Consider the following 18652-nt stretch of genomic DNA (forward strand, 5'->3'; position numbering starts at 1 on the left):
ATTGTATACAATCATCTGAATCTTCCTATTGCCAATCACCTGAAATACCAGGCTCTTGAACTCACCAAATTTCTTCAACCCATTCAGGGTGGTCGATGAATGGATTGCGATTTCCTTGTATGTTGTATATTTTTTCGTTTCGTTGTCTTTCCCATTCACTTACAGGATCTTGCTTATTCCACTGAAGTAGAACGGACAGTTTTCCATGGTATGGGGTTGATCCATTGTTAACTTTATCGTTCAATTCTAAGTCAACTTTGTCTCCCTTTTCGTAGCGTGTTGCCATGTAAAATAACATTCTAGCGATATCGCCTTTTACATCATCAGGTGGCTCAAAAGAATCTCCATCTCTTTTACACTTAGGACAATTCACCACTGAACTTCCCCCATTATCAAAGTCTAAATTTCCTCTTGCACCATTCACCTGAACGTCACTTGGTCTCAAGTGATGAATATCTGTACCTGGGCCATTACTTGTTCCAAAATTACCATGGGATTTTGCCCAAGTATGCTCTCGATTCCAGTCTCCAACATTACCACCAGCTTTACTCTTTGGACGAGACTCGCCAGTATATAGAAGAATGACGTTATTCGAATTTTTCGGATCTTCATCTGTTACTTTTAATGCATCCCATACCTGACTGTACGAAAGCACACGCTGATCATCTATGATATCATGTAATGCAGCTTTTAACATTTGTCCCTTTTTTCCAACTGCATCCCTATAGTATTCATCTGAAGTATCTTCAGCAGTAACAGTTACAGAAAAACTAGAGGTGACGGATTTCTCTCCATCTGTAGCTGTAACTCCCACTATATGTGTACCAACAGATAAATCCAGAGTTAGTTCTGAATCTTTAATCGTTCCTATTGTAGAACTGAATGTTAGTTTATCTCCATCAGGATCTTGGAAATAGTCTGTCAAAGTGAAATTTAGTTTTTTCCCTACTGTCAAAGTTTGATTTTCAAACTTTTTTATTGCTACTGGAGCATTGTTCTCTGCTGGTGTTGAGGGTGTTTCATCATCTGAATCTATAAACTGAATGCTTTCAGGATTTGCACCATTCTTATAATGGATTTTTTTAATATTTTCAGCACCCCTAATTACTTTCACATTCGGTCCATCAATGATGACTTTTCCTAGTTGAAGTCCTGAGAAGTTGATAACGGCACCAGGTTCTTTCGGTTTAATCGTAACACTTGAACCGTTAAAGCCCTTGCTTGTGAATCCCGCCCCTTTCAGCTCAGCATACTTGGAACTTGTAATGATGATTCCTTTTGTAATCTTGCCACTTTCAAAATTCACGGAAATGCTTGGCTCAGAGAATGTTAGTTCCTTCTCTCTTATGTTTACTAAGTTGTACGTTTTTTCAGGAACAACCTCATCTGATTTATCAGATAAATCAAGTTGTACCATTACTGGATCATGGTCACTTGCACGGCCAGCCATATCCGTGAAATCTGCGTTGATATGGAGAATATCAATTTTTGTTGATTTAGCTAAATTGTTTGAAACCAATATATGGTCCAATACTTGTGAATTTCCTTGATAAAGGTACGTATAGCGATCAGCTTCTTCTACTTTGTTGATCATATTCGTCATGTGATTGCCTTCTAGAATTTTTAACGATTGCGTAAATTGATAATCATTATAGTCCCCTACTGAGACAATATTGGCATCAGGGTTATCAGCCTTTATCTCTTCTACAAAGTCTTTTACAACATTTGCAATCTTATGACGTTGCTCTTCACTTTCCAATCTAGGTGGCTGTGTTGAGCCGAATAGTGGCGTGTCACCTGATTTTGAGTTCCAGTGATTTGCAATGACAACAACACTCTTACCATTAAAATCAAATTGAGCAGCTAAAGGTTTTCGGCTATTATTGAATGCAGGATTCGTTGGATCAATTCGTCCTGGGTTTAGTGTTAGCTTTCCATTCTCGTAAGCTATAGCTGTTGTTGCATCACCCGCAGGAATGTCTTTTGTTAATTGGACACGTTCTGGATTATATAAGAACCCAACTCTTATATTCGCATTTGGGGCGCCCCCATCTGCATTATTTTCTGGGTCAATATTAACGTAATTGTAATTTACGCCACCAGCTTTTTTAATTTCAGAAATTAACCGTTGATAACTTTGATCTGCTTTAGCATCCCCTGCAGAAGAACCGTTGTTATCTTGAACCTCTGTAACACCAATGATATCAGGATTTTTCATATCAGAAGCAAATGCTCGAGCCAATTTTTGTGCTTTGTCATCGGTAGTTTCCTTTGTATTATTAGAGAAGTTCTCAAGATTATATGAAGCAACCGTCAATTTGTCGTCTGCTTTTACAATTGTTGTTGTTTCTGGTTTTGAATTACCTTCAACATGTTTTGATTTCATCTCATCATAATCAGCATAGATCTTATAATTTTGATAGCCATAGTTAACTACTCCAGTAATAGGACCTCTAAATTTATCGCCTGTTGCTACTTTAAATTCTCTTGCTTTTGTATTGTCGTAAAGTTTAAATTGAATTCGATCAGCATTAGCATTATCGGCTGTCATTAAAACGCCACCATGAATGGTATCTGTTTTTCTGTCTTCTAAAACTGTGATCAGATCACCATGTTCCTGAGGTGCAACTGCTTTCACATTTCCCACTTGAACTCGCATACCTTCAAGAGATTCCCAAAAATCTATAGCGTCTTCCTCTGGATCAAATTGAGCAAATCCATCATTATCAATCACTTCAGAAGGTAGATTATTGCGGTCAATGATTATTGGTTCTGGAAGAGTGACATTATTCTTCACAACATTCACTTTACCACCTTGGTCGTTACGCGCATGTATCTGTGTAACAGACAAGTCTGTCTCTTTTTTTGTATCGGTATAACCATCAATATGGTACTCATCCACTTTTCCATCAACACTTACAAGATCCCCGACTTTAACGTTCGCAGCCGTGTTACCTGTATAAACTACAATTCCTTCTGATGTGTTTGGATTGTTGTCCTTTTTATCATCAGGAGTTTGCATGTGGAAATAGTTTCCGCTGCCTATTTTATAAAGATAGGTGACAATTCCTTCAACACTTGCAACAGTCTCACCTTTTTTAGGTGATTGATGAGACTCACCTTGAATATCATGAATTTGGATTCCTTGTTCTGGATCAAAAACCGTATATTCATACGAAGTCACCTGACTATCCTGTAATCCATCTTTCACAGCAAATGCTTTTAATGTCATATTCTTTTCGATAGCGATAGGTTGACTGTATACATTGCTCGATTTGGTTGGAGTTGAGCCATCTAATGTAAAATGAATCGTTGCACCTTCTGTTGTCGTCGATAGCTCTACCTTCGTACCTTTTGCAATAGAACCAGCTTTAACTGATGGTATTACAGACTGAACCACATTCTCATCTTCAATAATGTCTGCTATGGAACGTGGGATAATTTGATAGACGTTATCAAATTGTTGCACAATCCCCGTGATTGATGCATACGTTTTTCCAACTTCTAAATTTAAGGTATTTGTTTCATCACGTACCACAAATTGTGCCTGACCATCTGTTACCGTATAGTTAGCCCAAGTGGTGCCGTCTTCTACAGAAAGAATATTAATATTCTTTGCTGTTACTAGAAGAGACTCATTCTCTTCTGAAACTTCTGCACCTGACACCACTTTTGATGTTGGCATACCTTTGTTTATATCTTTCTCAACAATCGTTGCCGCATCTAATTGCAATAGTCCCCTGTAATCAGCTAATTTCCCCTTTAATGTGACTTCATCGCCAACCTCTACATCTAGTGAAGTTGGACGTACTGCAATTCCACCTGTACCATCTTGAACGGAGATCGTATTTTTTAACTTTGCTGCTACTACTGCCTTAATCGTAACATTGTCACCTACTGGCAGTGCTCTTGCTTGTGCAATCGATTTGATGTCTCCATCACCTGGATTATCTGGATTTCCTGGATCTACTGAAGAACCATCCATTGTATGTTGACCGAGATTAGATGCATCATCCTTCGGTAATACTTCCCACTCTTTTTTTGGATCAAATGGATCATCAACAATTGTATCTCCTGCTGTAATATTGGATTTTCGGACTAATGTTACATCGGCGGCGTTATTGACTCTCTGACCAACTTGTCCAATGGAATCAATAACATCATCACCTTTTTTTAGAACTACAGGATCGTCCCCATTAAAATTAATAACGTTAGAATTAACTAAATTCCCCTTACTCTTTATCGAATCATTTGCATCTTTATGATGAATGACATAAGTTTTACCCGCATTCAGATTTCCAGTAAGTTGTAATGTTTGACCTGCGGGAGAAGCTCCATTTACATATAGTTCTAATTTATATTGACTTAAATCTATGTCAGAGCCAGTCCCATTATAAAGCTCAATTGCTTTGTTAAAACTACTTCCCTCAATATACTCTGAAATAATGAGATTTGAAGCTTGTGCCGTTGCAGCGGAGGTAGGAATTGTCGGCGTTAAAATACTCGCAACTAATAGTGTTGACAAAAATGCATTAAAAGGCTTTTTCCATCTTCTATTTTTCATTTAATCAGTCCTTTCTTTATCAGAATTTATTGAAAATTAAAACATTTCTTCTTATACTTCAATTCCATCAAAAGAGATTTCACTGTCCTTAGCACTAGAAGCATCTAGATTCCCTTTTACTTTAATGTTAGAAAAAATAATACATCATTCAAAGTAGGTGGAGATGTTATAGTGCAATCACCCTTTGCCTTGTTTTAAGTAGTTTTCCTGTTTTCGTAGATGCTACAACAGTAGGCTCGTCTGAAGTGTATTTCGAATCTTTTGCGTAGATACAAGAGTATAATCACCTAAAATATTCACGGTAGGAACTGGATTTACAGTGTATGTGACTAAACCTTTTTAGATCAAGAGCAATTGCTATTGAAGACTTAAAAAATTTGATATTCACTACAAATAATAATCCCCCTCTATTGTTATTAATGGCATTTTGCGAGTATAAAATGTTATGCCAATTACTGACACTATAATTATTCACTATGAATAAAGTCTTTTCTATACTATTACATATAAAATACCTAATATTTACAATATTAATATATTTTAAATAAGGCTATATGTGTTGCTATCAAATCAGTTATAACGAATTCTTTGTTGACAGTAATTGTTTGGTATTTTATGTTTCTTTCAGAATTCTTATGAAAAATCAAAATCCTTTTTACTGATTCTTTTGGACAACCTAATCCATTGGGTGCGGATCACTTCTTGTTCAAATCTAATAATATCTTCTGCCGCGATTATGGGAGTATTTTTCGATTGCCACAAATCCGCTTGCGAGGACTTAAATTGTTGTGAGAGCGAATACTACAACTTTTAAAAGAAAAAGACTCCAATCCCTGAGGAGATTGAAATCTTTTTACCTAATATTAGGCTAGTTTGGAACATGAATCTTGGCTACCTTTCCCCTAGTCTGTCACAGTAATTTTGCAAATTGCTTTTTTCCCATTTGATGCGGTTGCAATAATTTTAGCTGTTCCACGTCCTGTAGCTCTAACTTTACCTGTTTTAGATACTTTTAGAATATGTAAGTTACTAGTAGAGAATGTTACTTTTTTGTTTTTGGCAGTTGATGGGGTTATTTTGGCTTTTAGTTGAACCTTTTCCCCCAATTTTAATTGATACGTATTGTAATTCAAGGTTACTTTTTGAACAATTTTAGAGTTTGGAATAACTTTTAATGGGATTATCTGCTTTTGATTATAGTATTCAAGCACGATGTTCCCTGTACCGACTTTCTTCCCCTTAATGACTTGATCATCTAAAAAATAGGCTATTTTTTCTCCCTTTTTATCTAACTGAATAGAAGGGGTAAACAGTTCATAACCATAATCTTTAAGTGCCTTAACAGATGTTTTATTTCCAACTTCTATTGTTATTTGATCTTGGTCTAATTCCCAATTTGGAAGTATATTCTCTAAATCAAACAACTTCACAGTATAATCAATATTAATTGGTTCTCTACTTTTTTCTACACCATCAATATGAACATTGTATTGATCACCATCTTTATATTCTTTTATATCATTATAATTTGGTCTCCAAATAATTGCAGTAGGTAAGTCACCATATCCTCCATTATTAACGGTGAAATAGGCACCATTTTTTTCTTTAGTAGATTTATCGAATATCATTTTATTTCCTGTTTTACTATTGATCATGGTAACTTTTATCTGATCGATATCTGCCTCATATGCTGAACCCAGCTGAAGCGAGAATGGTAGACTTTTATTAATATATTGTAGAGGCATATTTTCTGCTGGCCACGCTGTCTTTTCTACATTCGCACCATCATTTATAATATCCTGATACTCATAATCCTCATCAGCATATTCATATTTATTATCTTCGTATCCGCCATCGTCCTCATTATCATAGTCTTCCTCATCTTCACTTTCATAACGATTATCAATAACTGGACTGAGCCCATACAACGGTGCTAGTATCTCATTTTTTGATATTTTATCCAAATTATCAAATACATATGTAGCCGAATAATCATTTACCATGCCTACACCGATTTCTTTTAAACCTGGATCTAGTATCCATCTACGATGACCAACTGTATCTATATTATGTGATTCTGCATCAAACATATATCCAGAGATGATTGAAGAAGCAATAGTACGATATCCTACACTAAGATTACTACTACCTGTACCTGTTGCACCCTTTATATACAAGGGTGAGTCTTCAGTCAATCCTTTAGGTACTGCAGGATAATGAGATAGTTCGTCATTCATCGAATTGATCATTGAGGCATGCTGAGCTAAATCATTAAAAATTGGATTAAGCTTCACTTCACTCAATCCTGCAATAAATCGAATAAGGTTTGTTGTGTTTAATGCTGCATTTTCTGCCTCCGTAGATACTTTTCCCGCAAAGTATGGCTTTTTCAATGATGGTTCATTTGCATATTCCACCGAATTATAGATTTTAGGTGGATGTGCCTTAATATAATTTGCAATTTCTTGCTCAGACGGAACATTACGATTTAATCCCTCTGCTCCCACAGAAAGAGGTAACCAAAACAATATTAATAATAAGAAACTTATAAGTCCTAACAAATTTTTCATATTTATACCATCCTATAATATTTAAATAATTGGTAATTTAATACTACTATTAGTTTATTGTTTTAACTATAATAAATTCATGTGGATTATAATATTTTATTATTTTAGCTATATACATATATGAATTCAATAAGGGCTTATTATCGAATGGACGATTCTATTATAGTAGGATTCCTGACGCCTAATAAGCTTTTGAAAGGAAGTTAATTAGGTGAAAAATTGACAATTATAATTCTTATTTTGCGCAGATTATTGCTTGTGAATCTAGTAATATCTTACACTGATAACGGAAGTTTCGGCTGTTCTTATTTTGCTCTCGTAGGACTTAAATTACGCCTATTGTCAGAATCGCTTTAGTACCTGGCACCACTATTTAAGTCATAACAAACTCAATATTTTATAATTTACATATATTCAAAAATACCTACATAAGTTGTATAGTAAATATGTATCATATATAAAGGAAGCGAACAGCAATGAAAAAGGGATTTTATGCTTTATTACTAGCAGGGAGCATGATGGGATTTAGCCAATTCCAAGTTCATGCAGCAGAAATAACTGAAATAGAGGAGAATGATTCCTCGAGTGATGCACAGTTCATCTTAAATGGAGATACTATTATTGGAAATATTGGAGATGAATTTGATGAAGATTACTATGCGTTCGATTTAGACAAAACATCTAAAGTTACAATTAAGATTAATAATTTAGATCATAAAGGTGGATTCCTTTGGGGATTGTACGATTTAGATGACGAAAATTATCCACTTAGCAATAGCGAAAATGTAAGTCGCACAGAATCAACCTTTGGAGCGATTTTACCTGCCGGATCATACTTTATTCGAATAGAAAATGATGATAACGGAGGAAAGTATAGTATTACAGAAACAGCTAACCCTATACCTATGACAACAGAGGATTATCATGATAGTCCGGAAACAGCCTTTTTACTAAAAAGTGGTGAAGCTATTTACGATTCCATTTCAACTACAGAGGATTATGGAGACGTTTATCAACTTGAACTCAATCACAAACAAAAAGTTCATCTAGATTTTACAAATACAGAACAAGTACCAGGCTTTAGTTGGGAAATTACGGGCGAAGATGATGAAGAAATAAACTCCAAAGATTTAAAAATGAATGGAACAACAAGTTACTCTGCTATTCTGGACAAAGGAATCTACTATATCAATATAAATAATGATTCTCAAGCAGCACCATATAGTCTAAAAGCAACAACATTTGATGATATCAAAAAACCTGTTATTCAAGGTGCGAAAAGTAAAACAATCAAAAGAAAAAGTTCATTTAACTCATTAAAAGGCATAACAGTTACAGATGAACATGATGGTGACATCACAGATAAATTAAAAGTGAGTGGAAAGGTAAACACACAGAAAAAAGGGTCTTATAAACTGACTTATAAAGCTACTGATGCAGCTGGAAATACAGCCAAGAAGACAATTAAGATTAGAGTGAAATAAATTTAAATACACTTATTCAAATAATTAAGTCCTTAACCTCCGAAGAGATTAAGGACTTATTTTGTCATTGTTCATCATTGATCAGGTGTTTTTTAAAGATGTGTTGATATAGAATGTGGAAAGTTCAAAAATTTATAAACCCCTTCGCTTTATATAATTGAATTAGATTTAGAATAAAAGAAAATGCCCCCAACCTCCAGAGAGATCAGGGGCTAAAACTATACTACTTTTTCGCTAATTTTACTAATTCAAAATGTTTTTTCTTTCCTTCTTTTTTAAGTACTACGCCCTTACCTTTTGCTATATACGTTCTCCATTTACCTTGAGCGACGACAATTGTATTTTTAAATTTGCCAGCTTTTGTTTTAACTGTTGCATTGGTGCTAATTATTTTAGAAGTATAAATATCACCAAACCAATCTTCTTTAATCACTTGACCTTTTTTAACTGGAAATTTTAAACTAGCAATAGTCCAATCACTATTATTTGCTCCTAGATAATATGTATTATTCGCAGCATATTGCATCAATCCAAAGGCACCTGTTAATTTTCCATCACAAGTCCAATTATCTCTTCCAGCATATTTTAATGTTGCCGTTTTTTTATTTCCACATAAGTTGAAGAACTATAATATGTCGCCTTTTTATATGATTTGCTCAATACATAGCTTTTAGCTGATTTAATAGTTTTTGCTGATGCTTGTTCTTTAGTAGTACATGTGAATAATGCTGCAAGCATTATTATGCCTATCATTGTTACCTTCCAAAAATTCTTCATACTATCACCTCTTGTAATTTTTATAAAATAATTAGTTCTTTTTACATTATACATCAATACTTTAGAACTACTAATATTTTTTTACTAATGAGAAGAAATTAAGGACTTATATTGTTTAAAACGTGGATTCAATTTCTTTTTGCGTGAATTGGAAACATGATTACGTGGATTACTCTTTTATTTTCATGGATTGGACCTATTTTTGCGGATTAAAACAGAATCCTAATAGTTTAAGGATTAAGCGTAGGTTGTTTGTCTAGTGATTCTAGTAATTAATATCTGCGGATAAATATTTCTCTGCTGTTAAGAGTTTGAACTCGTGCAATGGTATGAGGACTTAAATTGTTGTAAGGGCGGATTCAATTTGTTTTAGAGCGGATATTTCATCTATAGGAGCGGATATTCTTGCCATAAGAGCGGATTAATCTTTGGTAGGATTGGATAAACCATCGTTATCATTGGATAAACAACTAGCCCTGAATAAAATAATCAAGATCCTTATTCGTACTCTCCTATCCCAATTATACAGTCCCATAAATGCATTCATAATCACATTATAAATAGCATAACAATAATACTATGTAAATATTAATTTACCAATATATTAACAATAATGGATTATTTAAATTCCACCTCACTTATTCGTTCAAGATAAAACTGCAGACTTGTGCAACTTATTTGTGCAGAATACACCAATTTTTTAATGACATAAAATAATATTCGAATTTTCATCTTCCTTAAAAGTTAGAACTTTAACTTTAAAATAATGGTATAATTTTTACATATTATTAGATATAAAGGTTAAGTTTTTTCATTTATTAATCTTTTTATCAAAAAATATGAATATCAAGGAGCGAAGAAATGAGTATATGTAAAAATTGCGGTACAGCTTCTGAAGATGGCCAACTCTTTTGTCAAAAGTGTGGACATGCCTTAACAGAAGATGAAAATCCTAAACATGCACCAGATGAGGATGTAAAAAAAGAAGTTGTTACTTCACCAACAACAAACGAAGTTTCCCAATCAAGATGGCAAAAGCAAAAAATGAGTAAGAAAAATAAACTTACTCTTTTATCGAGTATTGTAATTATCATATTATTATTAGCTGGCCATTTAACGATGAAATCTATTACAGATCCAACGAAAATTATTACAGCAATGCATGAAGATTTTGAAAAAGAAGATACAAAAGCCTTCTTAGGTCATTTTGATTATGACAAGAAAGTTCATACGGATGCTAAAGGTTTCTATGATTATATTGATGAACAATCTTGGCCACATATTCGTAGTCAACTATTAGCCAATATTAAATCATTAAAAGAAAATGGATTAGCTGATCCTATTTATGATGAAGATGGCAATAAACTAATTAAAATATCAAGTAAACCAGTACTAGGTGGTCTATATCATAAAGTTTCATTTAAGCTTGTGCCTATTCATGTAACTGTAGCTTCTGAGTACGACCATGTTGAATTTACGTCAACTGATAAAACAATTGAGTTAACTTCTGATGAAGATACCTATTTAGGCGATTATTTACCAGGTACTTATAAATGGTCTGCTATATTAAAATCAGAATACGGTAATTTACCATTTGACGGTAAGATGCATATGACTGATGCGGAGGATAACAAACAAACCTTTAAACCAGAGATTGAACCTGATTATGTTACTGTTCATTCGAATAATGAAGATGCTATTGTCTATATAAATGGAAAATCTACAAAAAAATCTATCTATGATATAGACTCTATTGGTCCGGTTCCATTAGATGGATCTGTTACTTTGCAAGCCATTGTAACTGATGATGGTAAAACATATAAAACAGATAAAGTAAAAGTCAAAGAGACTGATATTACTCTAGATTTCAAATATATAGAGGATCAGATAACTAAAGCAGAACAAGAGGAAAAACTAGCAGATTTAGCAGATGAACAATATGACGATATTGAAGACTTCTACACTCGTTTCCGTGAAGCATATGAATCTGATGTTAATAATCACGTATATGATGCAACATCTTATTACATAGCTAGCAATTCAAAACTAGAAAAGGATTATAAATCTTATTTCCCTAAATTTGTAGATGATGATGAAATTAGTAATCATACAAATGAATTGAACAATCTTGTAGCAATTAATAACACTACATTTAAGTTTGATACAAATGAGTCTTATACATTTTATAGTCATGAAGGTCCGACGATTGATTATAATTACAAAAAAACTTATACGATTCAAACTTCTAAAGGTAGTTACGTGATTATTAATATAGATAGCGAAAAGATATCTGAAGAAGAAAATGATGATTATGATGATTACGATGACGAATAAAGACATACATCTAGTAGAAATCGAAGGCTATAAATAATGGTATCACAATACATTCATACTTTTTCTGAATGCATTGGTAATTAGAGAAATTCGTTTGTAAATCACTAGAAAAGGATGATTTGATGATATGTACAAATTGTGGGAACAAACAGGAATCCGGTAACTTTTGTGGTAAATGTGGTTCTCCTATTAATGTGGAACACGAACAACAGACAAATGTAACTCCTGTCTCTCAAGCTAAGCAACCTATAGAAGAACCAGTAAAAGAAACTCAAAATGAAACTATTGATAAAGTAAAACAACATTCAAAACAATATTGGGGATATTTTGTCTATTATTTGAAGCACCCTACTTCAGCTATTCAACATACCAACGAAACAAAAAACGGTTTAATCTCTATTGGTATTTATGCATTATTGATGACCATCTTATTGATCAGTTTCTTAAATACATTAATAGATAGTATTGGATTTTCAAGTTTTTATTCTACAAAACCATCGATTAGTATAGCTTTTTCATATTTAATCGCTTGCATTATATCCATCTTTATTGCTATTACTACTTTATATGTTGTTAATCGTATACTCGGAAAACCATATACTTATAGCCAAATAATATCTATATACAGTAGTTTCTTAACACTACCTATTATTTTAAACATTATTGCCTTCATATTCTTGTTAATACACTCATTCGTATTCTTTGGCATCAGTATGCTAATAGCTTATATATTAGTATTAGGAATCATTCCAATCTATATTATTACCATCTTATTGCACAATAACAGTAATAAAATAGATTCCTTTTATGGCTATTTAATTTTTTATATCGCTTACATGATTATAAACGCTATCCTATTTACGATTTTTGCAGATTCTATACTGGGCGACTTTATCAATACTTTTGAAGAATTTTATAATAATATACCTTTTTAAAATATTTTCTGCTTAGTCACTAGCAGCAACTAAGAATAAATTCAAAGAAATAGCCATGCAACTTCACCAAGACTAATCAAGCATAAAAAAGGTCCTTGATCTCTAGAGAGATTTTAGGACCTTTTTTGTACTCTATTATTAAATTACCAGGATGCTATTTGTTTGGTGACTAGCATCTCAAACAAACTTTATTTTTTTAAATACTTGCCTGGAACGAGGACTGTTTTTATCCAACCTGCATAGGAATCAACCTCATATGGATTGAATACAACTCGGAGGCCATTTTTTGTCCAGATAAATGAATGTCCAGCGATGGTTGTTTGTTGGTCTGCAAATGGATAGTTGTTCGGATGATTAAGCATATAGTTTTTGGCGTATTTTTTACCAGCTATATAGTTGCTTTCGGATTTAAATGCAGATTTAAGACTAATTACTTTGGATTTGTAAAGATTAAATGATTTAACATATTGCATGCCGTGTGCGCCACCTTGATATATATCATTTATGCACAATATACTACTTTTATTGGTCGTATTGTATTTTTTCGCGCAGCTTACAGTTGACCAATACTGCATTCCTTTCATTGCTTTTCCTGATTTCAAATCTTTTTTCAATTTTGTTTGCAATTTTGCATTTTTTTGATAGACTTTCTTTACATATTTCAGTGTTTTTGTATTCGCACTTTTGTATTTCGCACCACTTATTACTGCATATTGGAAGTTTTTATTATTCTTATAGTGCTTGATTTTAATGGTTGGTCCTGCTGCAGATACATTGTCGGCAAATGCTGTAGTTACTAAAACACATGCAATAATAATATTCATAATTGCAATTAATGACTTTTTCATATATCTTCCCTCCTGTTAACGTATTTCTATTTTACTATAAAATTAGAAATTGAAGTCTATTATTTATGTATACTTTCCATTTTGTATTCTTGAGTATTCACAATTTTCATTACGTCCAGGGTGAAGGATGACAAAAAGCCCTTAAAATCCGGAGAAATTAAGGACTTAATTTGTAACCTATTGTCTGAATTGTTTTTTCACCAAGAAACGAAAACTACTAATTTTTCGCTAATTTAACTAACTCAAGACGTTTTTTATTTCCTTCTTTTTTAAGTACTACTCCCTTACCTTTTGCTATATACGTTCTCCATTTACCTTGAGCGATGACAATTGTATTTTTGAATTTACCTGCCTTAGTTTTAACTGTAGCATTGGTGCTAATTATTTTGGAAGTATAAATATCACCATAAAAATTTTCTTTAATGACTTGCCCTTTTTTCACTGGGAATTTTAACCTTTCAATAAAAGCATCCGTATAAGTAATCCCCATTTCATACGTATTATCTAAAACTCGTTGTCCAAATCCAAAACTATTGGAACCCGAAAGTTGCCCACTGCAAGTCCAGAAGCGAGAACTATATCGTATACCAGCATATTTTAATGTTGATGTATGGTTATTTCCACATAAGGTTGAAGAACTATAATATGTCGCCTTTTTATATGTTTTATTCAATACATAGCTTTTAGCTGATTTAATAGTTTTTGCTGAAGCTTGTTCTTCTGTAGTACATGTGAATAATACTGCAAGCATTATTATCCCTATCAATGTTAAATTCCATAAATTCTTCATATGATCACCTCTTGTATATTATACAAATATATTATTACTTTTGTATTACATATCCAATACTTTTTAACTATTAGCCATTCTAGAGATATTAAAGACTTATATTGTTCGAAACGTGGATTAGATTCTGATTACGTGAAATACTCTTTGATTTTCGTGGATTGAACTGGTTTTTACGTGGATTTAAAAAAATGATATCCTGATGCTTCATAAGGATGAACGATGCTCGTCATTAGGAGCATCTCTCAAATGAGATGCTTTTCTTATGCGTTCAATTTGAATGTTCCAGAAAATACAATAGATTGCAGAAAACTGATCATTTCAGCGCTTGGGGAGGACTTAAATTGCTGAAAGAGCGAATACAATTTATTTTGGAGCGGATAAACGTTCACGGAGAGCGGATAATTCCTCTATTCGATCGGATAAACGAGTTCAAAGAGCGGATAAATCTTTGGTAGGGGCGGATAAACGTTTAAGGAAAAAAGGTACAACCGCATTACACATCTAAATGCATAAAAAAGGTCCTTAATCTTTAGTGAAATTAATGACATTACTATTCTGAAGATGAGTTGGATGATATTTTAGATAGCAAATTTAAGGAATTGGGATTATTTAATAATGATCGACCAATATTTCATATAGAAGGTGTTCTTATAAGTGAAATATCGACACGAGCACTATCTAACAATCAATTGAAAATAACATATACCACAAAAATATTGGCAAATCCAGATAATCCATTTCATCAAACTTTCACTAATGTATATTCAAAATCTAAAATTATTACAGTCAAATAAAACTTTTTAATCTATAACTTAAATCCTTAACTTCTTCATTTAGCGGTTAAGGATTTTTATTGTTTTTCTTTGAAATATATATTTATCTTTTCCTTTGATACAGCAATAAAAAAAGCCCTCAATCCCATAAGAGACTAAGAACTTAGTGTGAAACTGTATCACAATTGTTTTTGATTGCCTGTCATCTAATATTCTTCTACATAAGTAATATATACTTCCCCCATTTTAATAACTCTTGATTTGTCAGTGATAACAATAGTAACTTTGTTAGGTTTTTCGTATTTTGTTCCATTTGAATTGAAATATAAATAATGCGGTTTATAAAGATCCAGTGAAGCATAATAGTTTTTTATATTACCCCAAGTAAATAATTCCTGATCCTTGTTATAGTGAATATAAGGTGTAGAAATTTGAGTTGCTGTTGACGGAAAAACTAGATTTGATAAGCCTTCCAATGGAACTATGACATTTGTTTTATAAAAATTAATGTCATTTGCTACACTTTGCGCTTCTTTCAAAATCATTTTCTTTGTTGCTTCATTATTATATATCATAAGATTCGCACGATAGATTGTTTCTTCAAGGAAACTTTTAGACCCTTTTATTTGGTCGCCTACTTGCTCTCGTTCTTTCGTTTCTTTTAATAATTTGTTACATTCTTTGACCCATTTTTTCAAATCTTTTTTTCCACTTTTCACACTGCTATATTTACTTTTATCTACTTTATATGCTTTTCTAATTTTCTTACCATTTACGTATAAGCTTCCTTTGTTTTGCCCTGAAAATTTCTCACCATTTTTATAGAAAGATTTTTCGTATGTACCTGTAAACGCTTTTCCATCTTTATAATAAAAATTATTGATGGTTCCCGTTGCTTCTAAGCCATCTTCAAAATAAGCATTTTCCCATACGCCATTAAATAAGTGACCATCATTATAGACTTTCCCATCATATCTGATTATTCCTTCAGCAGGTTGGATAGTCTCCGTATCCATTAGTGTATTATTTACAATAGTGTACGACGCTGCTTTAGCAAATGGAACGTTTACCGTACTCATGACTCCAATAGATAAAGTAGAGGCTAGTATTATCGCTTTTATGTTAATCATTATTTCCACCTTCTTAGATTTTTTCTCGGAGCTAATGCCCCCCTACTAACAACCCAAAGGATTATAAGTTGGAAGTGTGCAAAGTAGATACTTATACTAGCAAAAGAATTTAATATTTCACTATTTTAACTAACTCTTCTACTACTTTACCTTTTTTGGTTTCTTTTACTTCTCCATATTTTGGCGCAAAATATTGATAGTGTTTTGCTGATGATTTACCAATTTGAACTTTTACAGCATTTTTAAATACTTTGTATTTTGTTTTGACTGTTGTTTTTGTTGCAACGATTTTACGCTGTTCTTTTCCTACTTTCCATGTACTATTCTTTTTCACTGGTAATTTTAGTGCTGGTGCATTAACATAATTCGTTGCATCTGTATCGTAATAACCTTTTGAAGTTTGCTTTTCTGTTAAAGCACCAAAGCCATTTAACCAGATCTCCCAATTCGTTTGGTTATTCTTTTTATTGTAATGAGGAAAGTGTAAACTCTTCATTGTGTAATCATATTCTACTTGTTGTTTCTTTGCTATCGTTCTCATAAAATTTGCATTCTTTGCATCCGCATTATAGCTAATTGAACTAAATACAAGAACTACTGCTGCGAAAAATGTTAAAACTCCAATAATTTTCTTCATATTTTACCACCCTTTTATCATTATTTAATTTATACGTAAACCACCTTCAATAATAGCAAATATTCCTATCTTTTTAAATAATACATTTGTGTATTTATACCTATATATTATCATTATTATACAATTATATATGATTTTTTATTTATCAAATTATATTTTAGAATTTCTTAATAAGTTAAATACAATAGAAGAAAACTATATTGAGTCATATGGAAAACTTACAAATGTAAAAGTAATAAATCACTGAAAAAGCCTTCAACCCCCGAAGAGATTGAAGACTTAATTTGTACACTAATATCTGAATTGTTTCAGTGCCTGGCACCTCAAACTAATATCGGGGTTGCCCGCATTATTATAAACATCGAACATATTAGGCAAAGAAGTACCACTAAAAATCTTTCCTTTCGATACTGCATTGTGATCAACAGTAAAAGGTGCGCTATCATCATTTCCAAGCATCGTATCCATATGGAATTGAAAGCCGACGTTCGCTTCCGATGTACCATTATTCTTCATTTCATAAACAAATTCAAATTTAGCTTCCTTTAAACGAACGGTTTGTTTCACTTCAATATCATTCGGTAACTGATATACTGTTTGAAACGCATCCCCTACTTTTTCCGTTCGAATATTTGTTGCAGCGCTCTTCAAATCGTATTGTTGTACGTTTCCCTGTGCATCTCTCATAAGCAATGATGGTTGTGTCGTACTTCCTTGACCATAATTTAGAATTTGATTGTCGTCGTTGTTTGTATTCGGATACCCTTCATTCGTTCGTAAATCAAAACTCCCATCATTACTAACATTTAAAGCAATGATATATTTATTAGCAATATAGCTCCCTGTCTCGATAGCAGCTGTACCCCCAGTAGCACTCATTTGATTCAATAATGGAATCGTATTGTATTCTGTGTTATTCGCAATATCGTTAATACCCTCCTTAATTTGCTCCACTTCCTTTTGAATAAGTGCACGATCTTCATCTGTTAACGTATCATTGGCAGCTTGTACCGCTAACTCTCGCATACGTACTAAATTAGGATTGCTAATTTGTCCTAGACCTGCTTCTGCAACCTGGACAAGTGATAGACCATCTTGAATATTATCCGAAGCTTGTTCGAGTCCGCTAATTTGTCCACGCATCTTTTCAGAAATCGCTAAGCCGGCTGCATCATCTGCCGCACGATTGATCGCATAACCACTTGATAATTTTTCATAAGTCTTTTGCATCTTCGCTGTCGTTTGTGACATATTGTTATAAACATTCAGTGCAGCGACATTATGCTGAATTCTCATATCGAATTCCTCCCAAAAACAAGTTACATAATACTATATAACTAATATTATAACTTTATACCTGTTTTACTTAATCTACTTTAAGTCCTTTTATCTAAAAATAATTTAATAATCTTTTTTTATTTTTACTAAAAAGTACATATTTATCGTATTGAGTAAAAACATCTCATTTCATAGTAGTAGATGGAGGGAATTTAATATTCCATTCGTTTGAAGCGGTCCAATTTTCTTTACTGCAGGAAGCACCTCTGCTACCTTTACATCTGCAAGATATTGAAAAGTTAATCCTTCACCCGCACATGGATTTAACCACATTTGTGTTTCATTTTTATTTTCAGGTTTATCTACTATTAAGAGTTTTGGGATGTTGCCCTACTCCTGTGATAGGCGTTGGATAATATCCCGCTGTAATATGATTCCCTATACGTGTTCCGCCGATAGTTGTGTTTGTCATTTTGTTATTATCTCCTCTACGTTTTTTAAAAGATACTTTGTCAAATTAAGTGCAACAGTT

The 18652-nt window shown here is 32.9% G+C and carries 13 protein-coding genes; 3 read left to right on the forward strand and 10 right to left on the reverse strand.

Annotation, left to right across the window (positions count from 1 at the left end; genetic code table 11):
- Positions 1-61: 61 nt before the first annotated feature.
- Positions 62-4564, reverse strand: coding sequence for an endonuclease (locus CW357_RS10435; protein ID WP_124217979.1), 4503 nt, complete (start codon positions 4562-4564; stop codon positions 62-64).
- A gap of 902 nt (positions 4565-5466) precedes the next feature.
- Positions 5467-7134 (reverse strand): Ig-like domain-containing protein, encoded by a 1668-nt coding sequence (locus tag CW357_RS10440; RefSeq protein WP_124217980.1) that lies wholly within the window; start codon positions 7132-7134, stop codon positions 5467-5469.
- Positions 7135-7610: 476 nt separating this feature from the next.
- Here CW357_RS10440 and CW357_RS10445 point away from each other — a divergent pair, with 476 nt between their 5' ends.
- Positions 7611-8618 carry an immunoglobulin-like domain-containing protein gene (locus tag CW357_RS10445; RefSeq protein WP_124217981.1) on the forward strand — a complete coding sequence of 336 codons (1008 nt, stop codon included), beginning with the start codon at positions 7611-7613 and terminating at the stop codon, positions 8616-8618.
- 223 nt (positions 8619-8841) lie between these two features.
- Here CW357_RS10445 and CW357_RS10450 read toward each other — a convergent pair whose 3' ends face one another.
- Both CW357_RS10450 and CW357_RS10455 read right to left on the reverse strand, forming a co-directional pair.
- Complete coding sequence (locus tag CW357_RS10450) at positions 8842-9144, reverse strand: hypothetical protein (RefSeq protein WP_124217982.1); 303 nt, start codon at positions 9142-9144, stop codon at positions 8842-8844.
- 59 nt (positions 9145-9203) lie between these two features.
- On the reverse strand, positions 9204-9395 hold the full coding sequence (locus CW357_RS10455) for a hypothetical protein (RefSeq protein ID WP_124217983.1): 192 nt from the start codon (positions 9393-9395) through the stop codon (positions 9204-9206).
- Positions 9396-10256: 861 nt separating this feature from the next.
- Between CW357_RS10455 and CW357_RS10460 the strand changes: the two genes are divergently transcribed.
- Both CW357_RS10460 and CW357_RS10465 read left to right on the forward strand, forming a co-directional pair.
- Positions 10257-11729, forward strand: coding sequence for a TcaA 3rd/4th domain-containing protein (locus tag CW357_RS10460; RefSeq protein WP_124217984.1), 1473 nt, complete (start codon positions 10257-10259; stop codon positions 11727-11729).
- A gap of 122 nt (positions 11730-11851) precedes the next feature.
- Positions 11852-12664: a DUF6574 domain-containing protein gene (locus tag CW357_RS10465; protein WP_124217985.1), complete on the forward strand. Its 813-nt coding sequence runs from the start codon at positions 11852-11854 to the stop codon at positions 12662-12664.
- Positions 12665-12852: 188 nt separating this feature from the next.
- Here the strand turns inward: CW357_RS10465 and CW357_RS10470 are convergent, their stop codons facing one another.
- The 6 genes from CW357_RS10470 to CW357_RS18260 all read right to left on the reverse strand — a co-directional run bounded on the left by CW357_RS10470 (position 12853) and on the right by CW357_RS18260 (position 18453).
- Positions 12853-13512 carry an RsiV family protein gene (locus tag CW357_RS10470; RefSeq protein ID WP_124217986.1) on the reverse strand — a complete coding sequence of 220 codons (660 nt, stop codon included), beginning with the start codon at positions 13510-13512 and terminating at the stop codon, positions 12853-12855.
- 217 nt (positions 13513-13729) lie between these two features.
- On the reverse strand, positions 13730-14302 hold the full coding sequence (locus tag CW357_RS10475) for a hypothetical protein (protein ID WP_124217987.1): 573 nt from the start codon (positions 14300-14302) through the stop codon (positions 13730-13732).
- A gap of 979 nt (positions 14303-15281) precedes the next feature.
- Complete coding sequence (locus tag CW357_RS10480; RefSeq protein WP_124217988.1) at positions 15282-16205, reverse strand: hypothetical protein; 924 nt, start codon at positions 16203-16205, stop codon at positions 15282-15284.
- 109 nt (positions 16206-16314) lie between these two features.
- Complete coding sequence (locus CW357_RS10485; protein WP_124217989.1) at positions 16315-16842, reverse strand: hypothetical protein; 528 nt, start codon at positions 16840-16842, stop codon at positions 16315-16317.
- A 291-nt stretch (positions 16843-17133) separates the two neighbouring features.
- Positions 17134-18138: a flagellin gene (locus CW357_RS10490; protein ID WP_124217990.1), complete on the reverse strand. Its 1005-nt coding sequence runs from the start codon at positions 18136-18138 to the stop codon at positions 17134-17136.
- A 171-nt stretch (positions 18139-18309) separates the two neighbouring features.
- Complete coding sequence (locus CW357_RS18260) at positions 18310-18453, reverse strand: hypothetical protein (RefSeq protein WP_164489582.1); 144 nt, start codon at positions 18451-18453, stop codon at positions 18310-18312.
- Between the last annotated feature and the right edge of the window lie 199 nt (positions 18454-18652).

Origin of the sequence: Rummeliibacillus sp. TYF005, assembly GCF_003844195.1 — a bacterium.
Taxonomy (GTDB): Bacteria; Bacillota; Bacilli; order Bacillales_A; family Planococcaceae; genus Rummeliibacillus.